The 13,559-nt window shown below is 39.0% G+C and carries 18 protein-coding genes; 5 read left to right on the top strand and 13 right to left on the bottom strand.

The features are described from left to right. Window positions 1-31: 31 nt before the first annotated feature. The 3 genes from rsmD to RSX31_RS02425 all read right to left on the bottom strand — a co-directional run bounded on the left by rsmD (window position 32) and on the right by RSX31_RS02425 (window position 2,655). Window positions 32-580 (bottom strand): 16S rRNA (guanine(966)-N(2))-methyltransferase RsmD, encoded by a 549-nt coding sequence (gene rsmD, locus RSX31_RS02435; protein WP_148993533.1) that lies wholly within the window; start codon window positions 578-580, stop codon window positions 32-34. A gap of 263 nt (window positions 581-843) precedes the next feature. Further along, a complete protein-coding gene (locus RSX31_RS02430; protein ID WP_315633108.1) occupies window positions 844-2,253 on the bottom strand; it encodes a hypothetical protein in 1,410 nt (469 codons plus the stop codon). An 87-nt stretch (window positions 2,254-2,340) separates the two neighbouring features. Next, window positions 2,341-2,655: a hypothetical protein gene (locus tag RSX31_RS02425; protein WP_148993531.1), complete on the bottom strand. Its 315-nt coding sequence runs from the start codon at window positions 2,653-2,655 to the stop codon at window positions 2,341-2,343. Between the two features lie 99 nt (window positions 2,656-2,754). On the opposite strand from RSX31_RS02425, the gene RSX31_RS02420 reads away from it, so the two are divergent. Beyond that, entirely contained in the window at window positions 2,755-3,144 is a 390-nt protein-coding gene (locus tag RSX31_RS02420; protein ID WP_148968637.1) for a DUF7147 family protein, read from the top strand. A gap of 87 nt (window positions 3,145-3,231) precedes the next feature. On the opposite strand, the gene RSX31_RS02415 is transcribed toward RSX31_RS02420, so the two are convergent. Further along, the gene (locus RSX31_RS02415) at window positions 3,232-3,507 is read right to left on the bottom strand and encodes a YlbG family protein (protein WP_113968329.1); all 276 of its coding nucleotides are present in this window, start codon (window positions 3,505-3,507) and stop codon (window positions 3,232-3,234) included. A gap of 139 nt (window positions 3,508-3,646) precedes the next feature. On the opposite strand from RSX31_RS02415, the gene RSX31_RS02410 reads away from it, so the two are divergent. Then, the gene (locus RSX31_RS02410) at window positions 3,647-3,961 is read left to right on the top strand and encodes a hypothetical protein (RefSeq protein WP_148968635.1); all 315 of its coding nucleotides are present in this window, start codon (window positions 3,647-3,649) and stop codon (window positions 3,959-3,961) included. A gap of 69 nt (window positions 3,962-4,030) precedes the next feature. Here RSX31_RS02410 and RSX31_RS02405 read toward each other — a convergent pair whose 3' ends face one another. The 4 genes from RSX31_RS02405 to RSX31_RS02390 form a co-directional block, all read right to left on the bottom strand. After that, window positions 4,031-4,477, bottom strand: coding sequence for a YlbF family regulator (locus tag RSX31_RS02405; protein WP_113968331.1), 447 nt, complete (start codon window positions 4,475-4,477; stop codon window positions 4,031-4,033). Window positions 4,478-4,633: 156 nt separating this feature from the next. After that, window positions 4,634-5,029, bottom strand: coding sequence for a hypothetical protein (locus tag RSX31_RS02400; RefSeq protein ID WP_148968633.1), 396 nt, complete (start codon window positions 5,027-5,029; stop codon window positions 4,634-4,636). Between the two features lie 89 nt (window positions 5,030-5,118). Further along, the gene (locus tag RSX31_RS02395; protein WP_148993528.1) at window positions 5,119-5,361 is read right to left on the bottom strand and encodes a YlbE-like family protein; all 243 of its coding nucleotides are present in this window, start codon (window positions 5,359-5,361) and stop codon (window positions 5,119-5,121) included. A 14-nt stretch (window positions 5,362-5,375) separates the two neighbouring features. Next, complete coding sequence (locus RSX31_RS02390) at window positions 5,376-5,792, bottom strand: YlbD family protein (protein ID WP_148993527.1); 417 nt, start codon at window positions 5,790-5,792, stop codon at window positions 5,376-5,378. 165 nt (window positions 5,793-5,957) lie between these two features. Between RSX31_RS02390 and RSX31_RS02385 the strand changes: the two genes are divergently transcribed. Next, window positions 5,958-6,446, top strand: a complete 489-nt coding sequence (locus tag RSX31_RS02385) for a PaaI family thioesterase (RefSeq protein ID WP_148993526.1) — start codon at window positions 5,958-5,960, stop codon at window positions 6,444-6,446. Window positions 6,447-6,502: 56 nt separating this feature from the next. Here the strand turns inward: RSX31_RS02385 and RSX31_RS02380 are convergent, their stop codons facing one another. Both RSX31_RS02380 and RSX31_RS02375 read right to left on the bottom strand, forming a co-directional pair. Continuing rightward, window positions 6,503-7,555 (bottom strand): CAP domain-containing protein, encoded by a 1,053-nt coding sequence (locus tag RSX31_RS02380; protein WP_262371622.1) that lies wholly within the window; start codon window positions 7,553-7,555, stop codon window positions 6,503-6,505. Between the two features lie 216 nt (window positions 7,556-7,771). After that, a complete protein-coding gene (locus tag RSX31_RS02375) occupies window positions 7,772-8,206 on the bottom strand; it encodes a CBS domain-containing protein (protein ID WP_148993524.1) in 435 nt (144 codons plus the stop codon). 251 nt (window positions 8,207-8,457) lie between these two features. Here RSX31_RS02375 and RSX31_RS02370 point away from each other — a divergent pair, with 251 nt between their 5' ends. Together RSX31_RS02370 and ytvI are read left to right on the top strand one after the other, a co-directional pair. Then, window positions 8,458-8,817, top strand: coding sequence for a YugN family protein (locus RSX31_RS02370; RefSeq protein WP_148968627.1), 360 nt, complete (start codon window positions 8,458-8,460; stop codon window positions 8,815-8,817). A gap of 190 nt (window positions 8,818-9,007) precedes the next feature. Further along, window positions 9,008-10,066, top strand: a complete 1,059-nt coding sequence (gene ytvI, locus RSX31_RS02365) for a sporulation integral membrane protein YtvI (protein WP_148993523.1) — start codon at window positions 9,008-9,010, stop codon at window positions 10,064-10,066. Between the two features lie 54 nt (window positions 10,067-10,120). Here ytvI and RSX31_RS02360 read toward each other — a convergent pair whose 3' ends face one another. The 3 genes from RSX31_RS02360 to ctaG form a co-directional block, all read right to left on the bottom strand. Beyond that, complete coding sequence (locus RSX31_RS02360; protein WP_148993522.1) at window positions 10,121-11,266, bottom strand: GNAT family N-acetyltransferase; 1,146 nt, start codon at window positions 11,264-11,266, stop codon at window positions 10,121-10,123. A 590-nt stretch (window positions 11,267-11,856) separates the two neighbouring features. Next, window positions 11,857-12,318, bottom strand: coding sequence for a DUF420 domain-containing protein (locus tag RSX31_RS02355; RefSeq protein WP_148968624.1), 462 nt, complete (start codon window positions 12,316-12,318; stop codon window positions 11,857-11,859). 72 nt (window positions 12,319-12,390) lie between these two features. After that, entirely contained in the window at window positions 12,391-13,296 is a 906-nt protein-coding gene (ctaG, locus tag RSX31_RS02350; RefSeq protein WP_148993521.1) for a cytochrome c oxidase assembly factor CtaG, read from the bottom strand. Window positions 13,297-13,559 lie beyond the last annotated feature (263 nt).

The following is a 13,559-nucleotide window of genomic DNA, read 5'->3' as shown; positions in this document are numbered from 1 at the left end:
CCCCCTGGCTATTTATCGTTTCTACCTTCAGTCACCTTGAAAAAATGGAAATCCTTATGATTCCATACGTTTCTTCCCTTACTTTCTCCATGCCCCCGACTCTATCTCCCAATGTAATTTCCGAACCATGTTCACACATGACGTAACCGCTTTCATTTAGAAGGTTGTGCTCGTCGATGAATTCCAGGAGTTGTTGAAGCTTCTGCTGTTTATAAGGAGGGTCCAGGAAGATATAATCAAAGGTTATCTCTCTTTTTAAAATTGCCTTTAACGCCCTCGTTGCTTCGTTCCTGTACACTTCGCTTTTCTCCGCCAGGTCACAATCCTGGAGGTTTGCCTTAATGGTTTGAAATGCTTTTGCATCACGGTCCACGAAAATCACAGAATGGAGTCCACGACTCAGGGCTTCTATTCCGAGTCCGCCGCTTCCTGCAAATAAATCCAATCCTGTACCCCCTTCAAAATAGGGGCCTAACATATTAAATATAGACTCTTTCACCTTATCTGTTGTCGGCCGTGTCCCACTGCCTGGAACAGCTTTCAACGGTCTACCTTTTAACGTACCTGATATTACTCTCATAATCATCCACCATATATGTATTTTTTCTTCACTATCCTATCATATCTCGACAGATATCGCTACATACTGAAATTGTTCCAAAACATGTATAAAATCATTTTGATAGGTGATAATGGAAGTAACAGCATCCTAACTGATGTTGTTGCCAACCGCGGAGAAGACTTACGATTCCCCATAAGTTCTTCCTCCGGTTTCTCCTCTCCCTTTGCCTTCTTTCCAGAAATGGATATAGAAGGACCCTGCAGAAAGTTCTGCAGGGCTTTTTACGTTCTTTCATCATCTCTAGTGGAAACTTCCTTATTCATCACTTCTACCCTGAACAATTTCTCGAACCAGTGAACATCCATATAAATGGAACCCCCAACCGTTTGGATTGGATTCGTTAATAAGCCGTAATTTTCTTCATTATAAATAAAATAATCTTCATTCACATAAAACCTGAATGTATTTCCATTTAACGATGTAAAGAATACGTTTGGCTTTATCTCTTTAATGTCCAGTCCCAAAGCCTTTACTGCTTGTGGAAATTCAATAAGTTCTTTTTGTCTATAAGAAATATAAGAAAGGTTATGTGTTTTTTTGTTGATGAGTACAGGATCATCGCTATTAAGAATCATAGGGATATTCCTTTTTCCTTTTACACTTTCAGTAAAAAATGTAGAGTCAAAGCCTGTAACTTTTCCTAAAATCACATCTAATTTTGTTGCATCAACCGATTTGGTCTTGTCCTCTTCCATTTTCCGTTTAAAAGTATCCAATTGGGAAGAGGTCAGCCCTTCCATTACTTCTTTATAAGCCCATGCAGATTTTGATGTGTGCGGTTGTTTTTTTAATAGGATGCTAACGATGAATTCCTTAAGCCAAGCCTCTTCATCAGTGGAAAAATACTGTTGATACAGTAAGCTCCCTTTCAGTTCATTGAGCATTTCATTTTCAGCTGTGTTCCTTACAATCAAATATGGAGATACATAGGGCTCTATTTTGTCCGTGATGATGACGGTTACAAACCCTTCAAAGGAACCTGGTTGGACTGCCCTATCCTCTTTTATATCGGTCCTGTCGTACAACATCCTCACTGTAGATGAAGCTTTCTCCACTAACGGATCTTCAGTGAAATATAATGCGGAAGGCTCACCCCGACCGTTGAAAGAATAATAATCGATATAATTCTTTTTTTTATGGCTGGAAGATTTATATCCTGCTACCCATTTTCCAGTCCTCAAACTTTTTTCTGTTATGTGAATATCTGTATTTAATGTTTCGATAGAAGATAGAACAGGGTGCCAATCTTTCACTAACATACTTTCTTTTTTAGTCGGCTGCTCGAATGTATAGGTAATCGTGATCTCCTTAAGGTCTTTATAGAGATTACTTAATTGGAATTCTCCATTTTCTTTCGTTAAACACTCATCCCCTCTGTCATTTACACATGAAAAATCGCTGGCATCACTTGGCCATTGAATGGTTATTTGTTTAGGGATTGTTGATAAGAAATGAATGGTTTGTGTCACAAAAAATGAGTTTCCTTCATGTGTGATGGAATAAGATTGATCTACCTTTACAGCCCCAGGCTCTTCTGCACTTTCTGTTGTGAATCCCATCCATTGAAAGAAAAGAATGCTGGAACTAATCAAAATCATTACTAGACCAAATGTAAATAGGATGCGTTTCATACTTTACTCCTTAACTCCGTCTGTTACTTAAAGAATAGCAGATTCCGGCAGCTATTGGTGGAATATTTTTCGATTATTTCCAATCATTTAACCAAAATCCAGGTCTTTACTGTCGGCGGGAAAGGAAGCTTGGTTTAAATGATCTGCAAGCATTTCATCCCATTCACTTTTATCCAGCAATCCATTGCTTATAAGAGTTTCTTGTAAATCTTGAAGAGTAAAGTTTTGCCATTCAACCTCCTCTGCCAGAGATAGAATTCCGTGAACCGCCAGTGTAGACAATATTGCTGTCACGATAAAAGAATCACAATTCATTAATTCAATTTCTTTCGTATCGTGTCTCCCGCCAATAACATACAAACATGATAATCCCAGGACGATAAATAGAAATAACCATACCACCACGATCACCCCTATAAGTAATTTTGAATCTTTACTTATCACTATATGTTTGAAATAATAAGGAATTGATAAACTCGGTAAGAAAAGGAGATTGAATGAATGATTCAACGTTTTATTGAATTAGGAGAAGGATATTCAGATATTTATGAACTAATGGAGCTTGCTAAAGCAAATAAAGAACGATTACAGCATATGATGGCATTTCATACTATTGTTAATAACCGGGCTGTATCATCCATGGCTCTTGTGATGAAACCTACAGAACAAGGGAAATTCCAAGCCATTTATGTTTGCCGGGAAGGAATCCCAAATCCGAATATCACACCAAACCAGCGCTACTCCCTTTTTGAAGAGACAGCTAAGGAATTAGACAGGGTCATCATCCAAATGGATGTGAAACCCTCCACTCTGTATCCGGAGAAAGCATTGTACTATCAGCATCTGATCGCGATACTGCGATTAAATCATTATATACTGCCTTTGCAATAAAGGATGTTAATCGTGCAGCTTTTTGTAACGGAGGTGTATCACCCTTAAGAAAAAAGCTGCCAAAACAACACTCTTTGGCAGCAAACATTAAAATCCCATTTTGTAATCATATTCCTTTGCCTTATCCGGACGGGAATTTTCAAAAACAGACTTTATAAATGGCTTATGAGAAGGATCTACCTTTTTCACGTAGGAATAGGCAGCAATTCTTTCCATTACCGTGTCGATTTCATCCTGATTACAATAAAGTACAACATATTTCATTTTCTTCGAAACATAGTGAACATTCCCAAATCGCCTCAGGGACTTGGCATGCTTCAAACTATGTAACCAAACAACTAAACCTTGTCTCTCTGTTAACATATAGTTTCCCCTCTAGGAATCACTTTTTTATAAGTCTAGCATAATAATGTGGCGGTAAGCAATACGTAATGGTGCGAACTTTCATTAAACAGAGCGTACAGTGAATACTACATAATGAAGTAGAGAACGGAGGGTCACAATGGATTTGAATATGATTTGGGACTTTTTTATCGATCAACTTCGAAAAGAGGAAGGAATTGAAGATGCGCATGTGAAATGGAGTGCAGGCATACCATTTATTTATATAAGATCCGATAAAGAGAAAACTGACATTGAGTATTCCATTAAAAAATGGTCAGCTAGGGCGATGCGGGGCAAGAGACTGCATTCTGATACAATTTATTTCAGGGAAGAAAAACCATTGTATGTATATCGTCACAGGTTCTATGTCCCCCAGGAAAAAATGTTTTGCTGTGGAAACCTCTGTGTGGATTGTGTTCGGTTAAGACAGTAACGGATAAGGATGAACCTCCACAAAATGAAAAGAAGAGCAGACACATCGTCCGCTCTTCTTTTCATTTGATTAGGCTGAACAACCGCAGCTTCCGCCAGAACCGCAGCCTCCCCCGCATGATCCTCCGCTTGAGAAAAAAGGATTCCCTGAAGGAACCTTTACATTTTTAGACACGGAATGTCCGATTAGCAGGCTCACTTGATCAAGCAGATCTTGCAGCTCGTTTTCCACCCTTCTGAACTCCGCTACATTCTCATCAAGGTCCATTTCTCTTTTCACTTCACGGATTTCTTTCATGATGGTTTTGTAGTCCGGGTGGTAACGTCCGAAACGTTGAACTTCTTCGTAACTTTCTTTCATTCGCGAAAAGGTTTGTACTTTTCGTTGAGTTTCAGAATTGTTACGAAGTTTATATAAAGACTTACGATAATTTTCTGCCACATCAGATTCTAAAATCCACTGAGATAATTCGTCAGCTGAATCCAATATTTCCATTCTTTCTATAGTAGCAAGCATAACGCTCACCTCCGTAACGATATTTTAACACGTTTCACGTAAGGAAGCGAATATGCAAAATGAATTTTTTGGAGTTGCCCCACTTTTTCGAATGCTGTAGCCAAGGAAAATACCGCCGAAAAAAATATTTTTACGACGGACTTTAAAAATCAATGATTATTGAATCGTCACATAAAACTGCTTTTTCATCCCTAACGATTTGTTATTCGTCCCTACTATTTCAACGTTGAGAAGATGCACACCTTTTGGTAATCCTTTTACAACAAAGGCAGCTGTATGATACTCCTTATACAAATTGCCGGTATTTGAACGAACGACGATCTTTCCTTTTTTCGCTCCGTTTTTTTCTGATGTGAATGTTACATTTGGAACGATACATTCAATATACACTTGACTTCCTTGTACCATATGTTTGATGGAAAGAGGTTTTTCCTCAGACTTCGCAGCTTCAACTTTTTTAGTAAACGCAAAGCTTTCCGGTTCAGGCATTTTTTCCTTACAGCCGCTTAAAAACATAAGTAACGCAATGGATAGAAAAATGATTTTCTTCATCGTGTACACCACTCCTTACTAATAGCCTTGCCCAACCGTTTCACTTTTTACTCAAAATTATTATGGCTTTCACACAAAAAAATAGTGCCTTAACTATCGGCACTATTCATTGATTGGAACATACTGATCATCATGGAGGCCATTTGGACTCCGTTTGAGAATTTTTGTACTCGATGAGGAATCGTTTTTTGAAAATGGTTAATCGACGCAATTTCGAATTTCTCTAATTCATTGGGATTTCGAGAAAGTGTACGATACCACTGTGGCTGATCTCTTAAAAATAATTTCAAATCATCCTTGGCATAAATATACTCAATAATGTCTGCTCGCACCTTTAGTCAGCCTCCTAATCTTTCCGGAATGAAAATGGATGGGAGGGTTTGGGTGGTGTTTCAGTTTTGGTTGTTGTCCCTGATCCCCTATTATTATTTGACTGAAATTGACTAAGTACTCCTTGTACTGCTCCCAAGGCTTCACTTAAGCTGTTAATATGCTGTTGCAATTGATTAGCGTCCATTTTTTTCACCATATCTCCAACCTGATCCATCCACCCGCTTTTACTTCCTTGGTTAGTTGGGCTTGATTCTTTCGCAGCTTCGTCTTTATACTTATCCCACCTTGTATCATCTTCCCCCAGTAAGTACCAGTCTTCAAAGAGATCCTGCCAATTGGCATCCCCATTCCGGACATCTTTCACAATTTTCGGATGCTTTCTCACAAATCCTTTAAACTCTTTTACCTTAGGGTGTAGTGATTTACCCATTTTATGAACACCTCCATTACAGGCATCTACCTACTACACTTTATGAAGGATTCAAAAGAATGGTGATACATTCCTTTTTGTAGTAATATTTACATGTATATTAACGTTGATTTTACAGTTTCCAATGAATGTTTTGGCTGTGAATAAAGAAAAGGATGTATGAAGATGAAAGAGCATGTACAAGAGTTGTTAGATGAATGTCTTTCAGGAGCATCGGATGAGGATCTTCTAATCTTGAAACAGCTTCTCGAAGGAGTTAAACGTAAGAAAGACAATGAAAATGGATCAATCATAGGCGGAATATTTGCTATGGAGCGCGAAGTGAAAGACGGGAATTTCGAAATAAGCATTCCTATTACGCCCGTTACGCATAACTCACTGCAGATCGTTCATGGCGGAGTAACCGCTACATTAGTGGACTCCGCTATGGGCACATTAGCCAATATGGTGCTGCCTGAAGGATATGGAGCTGTAACGACAAATTTAAACGTACATTACTTGGCACCAGGTATAGGGGATCGTTTAACTGCTCATGCTACTGTCGTTCATCAGGGAAGCAAGACCATTGTAGTGGACGGGAAAGTTATCAGTTCAGACGGGAAGATTGTTGCTCATTCTACCGGCTCGTTTTTTATTTTCAAAAAGAAACGATAGACTTTTTTTCAAAAAGAAAAGGTTGATTCCCCATACGTCTCAGGGAATCAACCTTTTTATTCTTTTTCTTCAAATTTCTCTATAAAGTTTTGTGTGTAGTACCTTTTATAAACACCTACGCCAAGATGGGTGAATTGTTGTTCCAGTAGGATCTTTCGATGGCCTTCCGAATTCAGCCAGCCATGTACGGCTTCTGGAGCGTCCGTGTACTGGGAAGCGATGTTTTCCCCTGCAGTCTTGAACTTAACATTTTCACTTTCCAGACGCTCGGATAAGTTGCCGAAAGTTGGTGAATCATGTGAGAAATAATCTTCTTCATACATTTCTTGACTATGCCCTCTTGCTACCATTGCCGTTTCTTCATCCCATTTTAGTTTATCTGCTTCGAATTGATGTCTGATCACATTTGTAATATCAAAGATCTGCTGTTCGCTCGCACTATTCACTTTATCCCATTCGTCCTCGCTTGGCTCTTGTTCCTCAGCCAATTCCCCTCGATACATCATTTCATATGGATGCATCTCGATCAATGTTTGACTATCAAGAAAGCGGATGCTCGTAAGCCTTCCAGTGAATTTGTCCAGATAAAGCTGGGCATAAATATCTCCAAGGGTTACAAGAAGCCTGGTATTCAGGTCTTCTTCATTTAATTCAAACTGATAAGCACCTGATTCGTCATTTACAACGATTTCGGAATCCACAATTGTAAAACGGTAAATGTCTTCTAAACGTTGTCCCAATTTATAAGGGGCCACATCCACCTGATTCCCAATGGCAAACAACGTAACAACTTTATGATTAGTGACGCCCATTTGTATGTACTGTTTATCCGATATCGGGTAGATCCACCATTCATACCCGTAAGAGCTTGGTTCAACCCTCTCTGGTTCTCCAAAAGCTTCAGTTACCTTTTTTGTATCTTTGCCAATCCAAGTGGATAAACCTGATGCAGGTCGTTCCCCTGGAGCTTCGATTGATTGATTTAATTGGTTTTCGTTGTCTTCTTTAAGAGTTTGGGTTTCTGGTCCTTTAAGAGGCTCATTTTCTTGTTTTTGACCTTGATAAATACCAATAAATAAAATAATGACAAGAATGATCAAAATACGCAAAACGGTTCTCAGAAATTTCCCTCCTCTCTACTTTCTCTATCAGCATATGCCACAAATACTAGAATTATTATACCATTGTTTATGATTCTAAAACTTCAGTCTAGTATAAAGGATAGCATATTTTCATCCCTTCTAAAACAAATGAATCTCAGGTGGGTAAAGGTTTCTAAAACCAAATAGAATAGAGATGATCCTATATGGATCATCTCCCCAAGTTTAAAACGGTTTATTTCTAAAGTTTGATTCTGATATATTTTCTAACGCAACGTAGGCCTGTCTGCCCAGAGACTCCCTTATAGCAAAATCACCTAAAGATATCATACCGATCAATCGATCTCCCTCGACCACCGGGAGCCTTCGTACCTGATGCTCAGCCATGATATGGGCCGCTTCTTGTGCTTCGGTGTCAGGTCCTACCGTTATTAAGTGTTTACTCATGATATCTTCTACTTTTGAAGAAGCAGGATGTTTTTCAGCAATACAGCGGAGGACGATATCCCTGTCTGTCATCATTCCCACAATCTTATCACCATCCACGATGGGAATGGATCCTACATTGTGTTCTTTCATTTTTAAGGCAACCTCATACACATTGTCCAGTAACGAACAAGTTTCAATATCATTTGTCATCATATCCCTGATTTTCGTCATTTGGATCCTCCTCATACGTTCCGAATTACTTCCTATATTTTTCTCATTCTCCTCCAGGATATTCATTTTTTTAAAAATGACAAATTCAAATGATTGAAGACATTGCAAGATAAAGGTTTTTCCACTATTATTAAGAATGAGAAATACCGCATTTAGTATCATTGTACATACACCGATATAAATGCTTCTACCATACGAAAAGCATCAGGGCTCGAAAGTCCTCATGCCGGACAATATAGGAGGGAATTTTTATGCGTTTTGAAGGAACTGAATTTGAAAGCTTAAAAGTGGACTTGAACCGATTAGACGAGATCATGGAATCTCATGGACTTGTTCGTGCAGGTCAATGGGATTATGAAAGAGTGACGTACGATCGTAAATTTGAAATCAGAGAAGGTATTTTCTATTTACGAATCCAAGGTCTTGCTGTTGAGGGAGATATCGGAAAGCATGACGCCGTTATTCAACTAATGACTCCATTATTAGGAAAGCATTATTATCCACACGGTATAGAATACGGTGAAGGTGAAGAATTCCCTAAACATCTGGTCACTTCTTGTGAAAAACTTATTGCAGACGTCAAAAAAGAAGCAACGAACTTTGCCTGGTAATATCAGTTTTGAAAAGACTGTCTTTCTTTAGACAGTCTTTTCTGTATTATCCAATCAGGATCAATCCAAACTCCACTAAGGGCCCTTTTAGATGTAAAACCTTCTGAATTTCACTTTCTTCCTACTGTTCATTCTTCTCATTCTCTCATATAATGATAGTAATAGGTTTCTGTTAGAAAGGGGTACACCATTGTCCAAGTTTTTCACGAAAAAAGTTTTAATCATCACACTTATCATCTTAATACTTGCTATAGTTGCTTTTTTTATATTACCTGTTTCAGTCCCCTTGATTACTGCGATTATAACAGCACTTTTCCTGGAGCCTGCCGTTAGCTTTATACAAAATCGTTTCTCTGCAAAACGTCGGATGGCGGTACTTTCTGTTTTTATACTGTTCCTGCTTCTTATAAGCGTATCCTCGTTTTTCGTTACTACAAAAGTCGTTGGTGAAGGTATCAAGCTGATAGAAGATGCCCCGAAATATGTAAACCAATTAAGCGACATTTGGCTTGATTACGAGGATCGCCTGTTGAATGCGACTGAGGATCTTCCTGATGAACTAGTGAGAAGCTTCAGTGAAGACGTACAAAATTTCTTAAATAGTGGAAAGACGAAGATTCTTAACTCTGTCAATATTGAAAAGATTAGTGTGTTTTTATCTTATATTCCCAATTATTTAGTGAGTTTTCTCGTTTACTTAATTGCTCTCTTTCTTTTCATGTTGGACTTACCTCGAATTAAGAAATCCATTTATGGACACCTGACTGAAAGAACAGCAGAGAAAGTGGCGTTTATGACTTCCCGACTCACCTATGTTATTTTTGGATTCTTTAAAGCGCAATTCCTGGTGAGTATCATCATCTTTGTCGTTTCCTTAATTGGACTTCTATTCATTTCTCCAGAAGTTGCGATCGTGATGTCGATTATCATATGGGTGATTGATTTTATTCCTTTGATAGGATCAATCGTTGTTTTGGCACCCTGGTCTATTTTCCATCTGCTGACGGGAAATATCGCATTAGGAACTCAACTAGCAGTGTTGGCAGCCATTCTTCTTATCATAAGGAGAACGGTTGAGCCTAAAGTAATGGGAACCCATATTGGTTTATCCCCGCTCGCTACATTAATCGCCATGTATCTAGGGCTAAAACTCTTTGGTGTATTGGGCTTTATTATCGGGCCGCTCATCCTTATCGTGTTTAATTCGGCTAAAGAGGCTGGTATAATAAAAACGAATTTCAAGTTATGAAAATAGACCAATTCCCGAACGCCAGGGAATTGGTCTTTTATACTTTATTTTCTCTTAAAAGAAATCGTAAAAGAAGGGATGATTTCCCTGGGACAAGGCTTGAAGCTTATGAAAATCCTCCTCCCCAGCCTGAAGTTTTCCCATTTGGAGCAGTTCCTCAGGGGTATGCACTCCAAAGATTAATGCTGTGAAATCTTTGATGTCCAGCGAAATCGGTGCCTCAATCTTTTCACCAACAACCACTTCATTTTTATTAAGAATAAAAGTGCTGTTATTCCAAGCGACTGTCGAATCCGACAAGGAGAATTTAAGTTGATACTGAAAGTCGATCTCTTTTACATATCTCTTCAGGAAGTTTTCAACATCGACGATTCTTGCCATGAAATATGGGTGCTTCTCTACTTTAATTCTTGGGTTCTTCAGCATATAGGGTAACACTTCAAAGGGGTTCAATATAAGTTCAGCTTCATTAACCATTGAGTCATGCTGACAAATGAAGTTCCATAAACCAATTCTTGCATCACTTGTAAGAGGAACAAACTCTTCAACCTTCATTTTTTCCTTTTTCACTTCATAAGTAAGGTACCCGGTTGCTTCCCCTGTATCGTTATAATATATCGCTATCCACAGATCGGTGATGCTCCTATCCCTCCACCATTTTTTTGAACGTATCAACATCCCATTATGCTGCTCCGCATAGCGATCATAAATCGATTCCAATTCAATAGGATATGTATCCTTCTTAAATCTCCTGATTAGTCCATTGTAAGGCTTTAATGGTACAAGGTTTTTCTTCTCAAGCTGTACCTTGTGGAAAGATGCAAATACTTCCCATCCAAATTTCCGATAGAAATCAATAGAAAAAGGATGAAGCATGGATAGGACTGTGCCATCCTCCTTCATCTTCTGTAATGAATGATCCATTAATTGACGCACATACCCCCTTCTTCTGAACTCCGGATAGGTGGCGACTCCGGCAATACCTCCCATCGGATACACATGTTTACCCAGGTGTACTTGGAGCGGGATCAAATGAAGCTTTGCAGCTAAGTTCCCTTCTTCATATATTCCATACACAGTATGATCTTTAGTTTGTTGAAGGCGTCTCTCTCTGTCTTCACTTGGTACTTCATATTGAAAAGCATATTCTGATAACTGTAAGGATTCTTCAAACTGACCGTGGTTTAATTTTGTAATCATGCTCTATCTGCTCCCTTCTACTATTTCTACATTCGACGGTGCTTCTACCATTCCCTTTAGTTCTCTCAAAGATTGTTGTTTTTAACAATAGGACTGCTTAAGCTCTGTCTATTAATATGTGCTTGATGGTGAGGGGAACTGCTTCGCTTCCGGGGTCTCGGCACGACCGTACTTCCGCAGGAGTCTACGCAGTTCCCCTCACCATCTTTAAAAGTTTTTCGTGACAGAGCTAAAGGTATTAAAAAACAAACTAATTAGAAGAAAGAATTCTTCTTCAATAGGACATTAATTCTACTCACCCCCAAAAAAAATTGTTTGCTAAATGCTTTTGATTTTATTTATTTCTATTAAAAATACATGCTTAGAAAGTTGATGCTCGCTGCAGGATGATCGACTCCTGCGGGAATAGCTGGACAGGTGAGACCCCGGAGGCACAGCCGAGGAGGCTCACCGCCAGCCCCGCGGAAAGCGAGCATCCTGTAGCGGAAATCAATTACTACTTTCTTCTCTGAGATAGCCACGAGCCTTTAGAAAAGAGCCTAATCAAAAGAAAAAACCTATTATGTGATTCTTCACATAATAGGTTTTCTTTAATATCCGAGTATTGCCCGAATGACAGAAGTTGTTTCTCCGCCTTTATAGAATACATAAAGGAGCAGATACACAGCGACTCCTGTAATAGCTGTAAAGAACCAGATAAAACTCGTAATCGGTCCCAGCTTACGGTGCCTCGCTAAACGATCTTTATAGCCCGTCCACAAGCTCATAAGACCAAATACTGCCCCGGTTGTGGCCAAAGTTATATGGAATACTAGAAAAATCGTATAATAAATCTTGATGCTATCGGGACCTCCAAAGGACGTGTTCCCAACAAAGATCGTTCTGCTCATATAAATGATGAAAAAGATAAGCGCAAAAATACCTGCAAGAGTCATGGTTTTCTGATGTTGCTCAATCCTTCTCTGTTTAATCTGCCACCAGCCAATCGCAACTGTGACTGCACTTAATACGATAAAGGTGGTACTAATGGTAGGTAAAATAGGTAAACCCATCTCTGTTCCTCTCTTTTCTAAAGATAATATGCTATGTAATCAGAGGAATGACGTTCATCATCCCTTCAAACGTTACTGTTCTGTCAATTTAGGATCAACAGGATCATAGGATAGCTTTTCTTGTTTCTCCTGATCATTGCGATACCATTGAAAAAACAAGTTGAACAGCATAACTCCAAATACAATCTCCTGAACAATCTTCATGATCACTCCGCCAAGCTGTTGATCATTTTGTGTAGACATATCGGTAAATAACTCCGGCCCAGTCAGCGTCAATCCTTCCAGAGTGTTCACAGGTACACATAGTGCCAACGCTTTAAGGAATTCCTGTGGATCATAATAAGGGGCATATAAAGGATTCTCGGCAAAAATGATCAAACCGCATGCAGGAGTCAATAACACTGCACTCCCAAGAATATATCCAATACGCTTGAGCCCGCTTAAGTCAATATCGTCATCCACTGGATTTAGTAATGGCCACCACATAAATAAAGATAATAAGAATAGAATAACGGTTGCCAAACCGTGAAGAGTGGCATCAGTTCTGACATTATCAAACACTAAAGGGATATGATAAATCGAAAAGATGATATTGAAAGATAGTAAAGAGATCAATGGTTTTGTCATAAATTTAAATACTTGCTTAACCACCGGTAATTCAACTGCAGCTTTCCAGACCCATTTAGGAATTCCCAATATGAGCAGTGGAGTGACCACTAAATATAGTAACGCCATTTGTGCCATGTGAGCAGAAAATAATATTGTGCTCATGATTTCTACCGGCGAACCCTTAATTCCATATAGTAGAACCATTGCCAGAATAAAATAAGTGGCTTCTTTGATGGTCAATTTTTCATTTTCTTTAAAACTGTCTCTCCATTTGACAGTGATCAAGAAATATACGACCGTAATAAATACTAAAGCCAATAAAAAAAACGGGCTCCATAAAGCCATAAAACCAAAAATACCCAAAGGCATTTGCTCACCTCATTTCACATTTAACACCTATCCCCATTATACTGACAACCCTCCCCCACTTCAACGGAAGGTAATGACAAGTTCTTGACAATTAGAAAAGCGCAAGCGGCTTGAACAGGCCCGACAAGCATAAGACGAACATACCGGAAAGGCGCCCCTTTGCCTTTTTGGTATGTTTGACTTATGACCTCGAGGGCCTAGCCGCTGGAGCTGGACAATGAAAAGCGGAGGGGCTTTGCACAGAGGCGACAAGCATAAGACGA

The sequence above is a fragment of the Rossellomorea yichunensis genome (assembly GCF_032337515.1).
In the GTDB taxonomy this organism is placed as follows: Bacteria; Bacillota; Bacilli; order Bacillales; family Bacillaceae_B; genus Rossellomorea; species Rossellomorea yichunensis.
The sequence above is the reverse complement of the archived record's forward strand: the minus strand, read 5'-3'. Positions and strand labels throughout refer to the sequence as shown.

Excerpts from the sequence above, each read along its gene's own strand:
- rsmD (WP_148993533.1), bottom strand. The coding sequence starts at position 580 with ATGAGAGTAATATCAGGTACGTTAAAAGGTAGACCGTTGAAAGCTGTT.
- RSX31_RS02430 (WP_315633108.1), bottom strand. The coding sequence starts at position 2,253 with ATGAAACGCATCCTATTTACATTTGGTCTAGTAATGATTTTGATTAGT.
- RSX31_RS02420 (WP_148968637.1), top strand. The coding sequence starts at position 2,755 with ATGATTCAACGTTTTATTGAATTAGGAGAAGGATATTCAGATATTTAT.
- RSX31_RS02415 (WP_113968329.1), bottom strand. The coding sequence starts at position 3,507 with ATGTTAACAGAGAGACAAGGTTTAGTTGTTTGGTTACATAGTTTGAAG.
- RSX31_RS02410 (WP_148968635.1), top strand. The coding sequence starts at position 3,647 with ATGGATTTGAATATGATTTGGGACTTTTTTATCGATCAACTTCGAAAA.
- RSX31_RS02405 (WP_113968331.1), bottom strand. The coding sequence starts at position 4,477 with ATGCTTGCTACTATAGAAAGAATGGAAATATTGGATTCAGCTGACGAA.
- RSX31_RS02400 (WP_148968633.1), bottom strand. The coding sequence starts at position 5,029 with ATGAAGAAAATCATTTTTCTATCCATTGCGTTACTTATGTTTTTAAGC.
- RSX31_RS02390 (WP_148993527.1), bottom strand. The coding sequence starts at position 5,792 with ATGGGTAAATCACTACACCCTAAGGTAAAAGAGTTTAAAGGATTTGTG.
- RSX31_RS02385 (WP_148993526.1), top strand. The coding sequence starts at position 5,958 with ATGAAAGAGCATGTACAAGAGTTGTTAGATGAATGTCTTTCAGGAGCA.
- RSX31_RS02375 (WP_148993524.1), bottom strand. The coding sequence starts at position 8,206 with ATGACGAAAATCAGGGATATGATGACAAATGATATTGAAACTTGTTCG.
- RSX31_RS02370 (WP_148968627.1), top strand. The coding sequence starts at position 8,458 with ATGCGTTTTGAAGGAACTGAATTTGAAAGCTTAAAAGTGGACTTGAAC.
- RSX31_RS02360 (WP_148993522.1), bottom strand. The coding sequence starts at position 11,266 with ATGATTACAAAATTAAACCACGGTCAGTTTGAAGAATCCTTACAGTTA.
- RSX31_RS02355 (WP_148968624.1), bottom strand. The coding sequence starts at position 12,318 with ATGGGTTTACCTATTTTACCTACCATTAGTACCACCTTTATCGTATTA.
- ctaG (WP_148993521.1), bottom strand. The coding sequence starts at position 13,296 with ATGCCTTTGGGTATTTTTGGTTTTATGGCTTTATGGAGCCCGTTTTTT.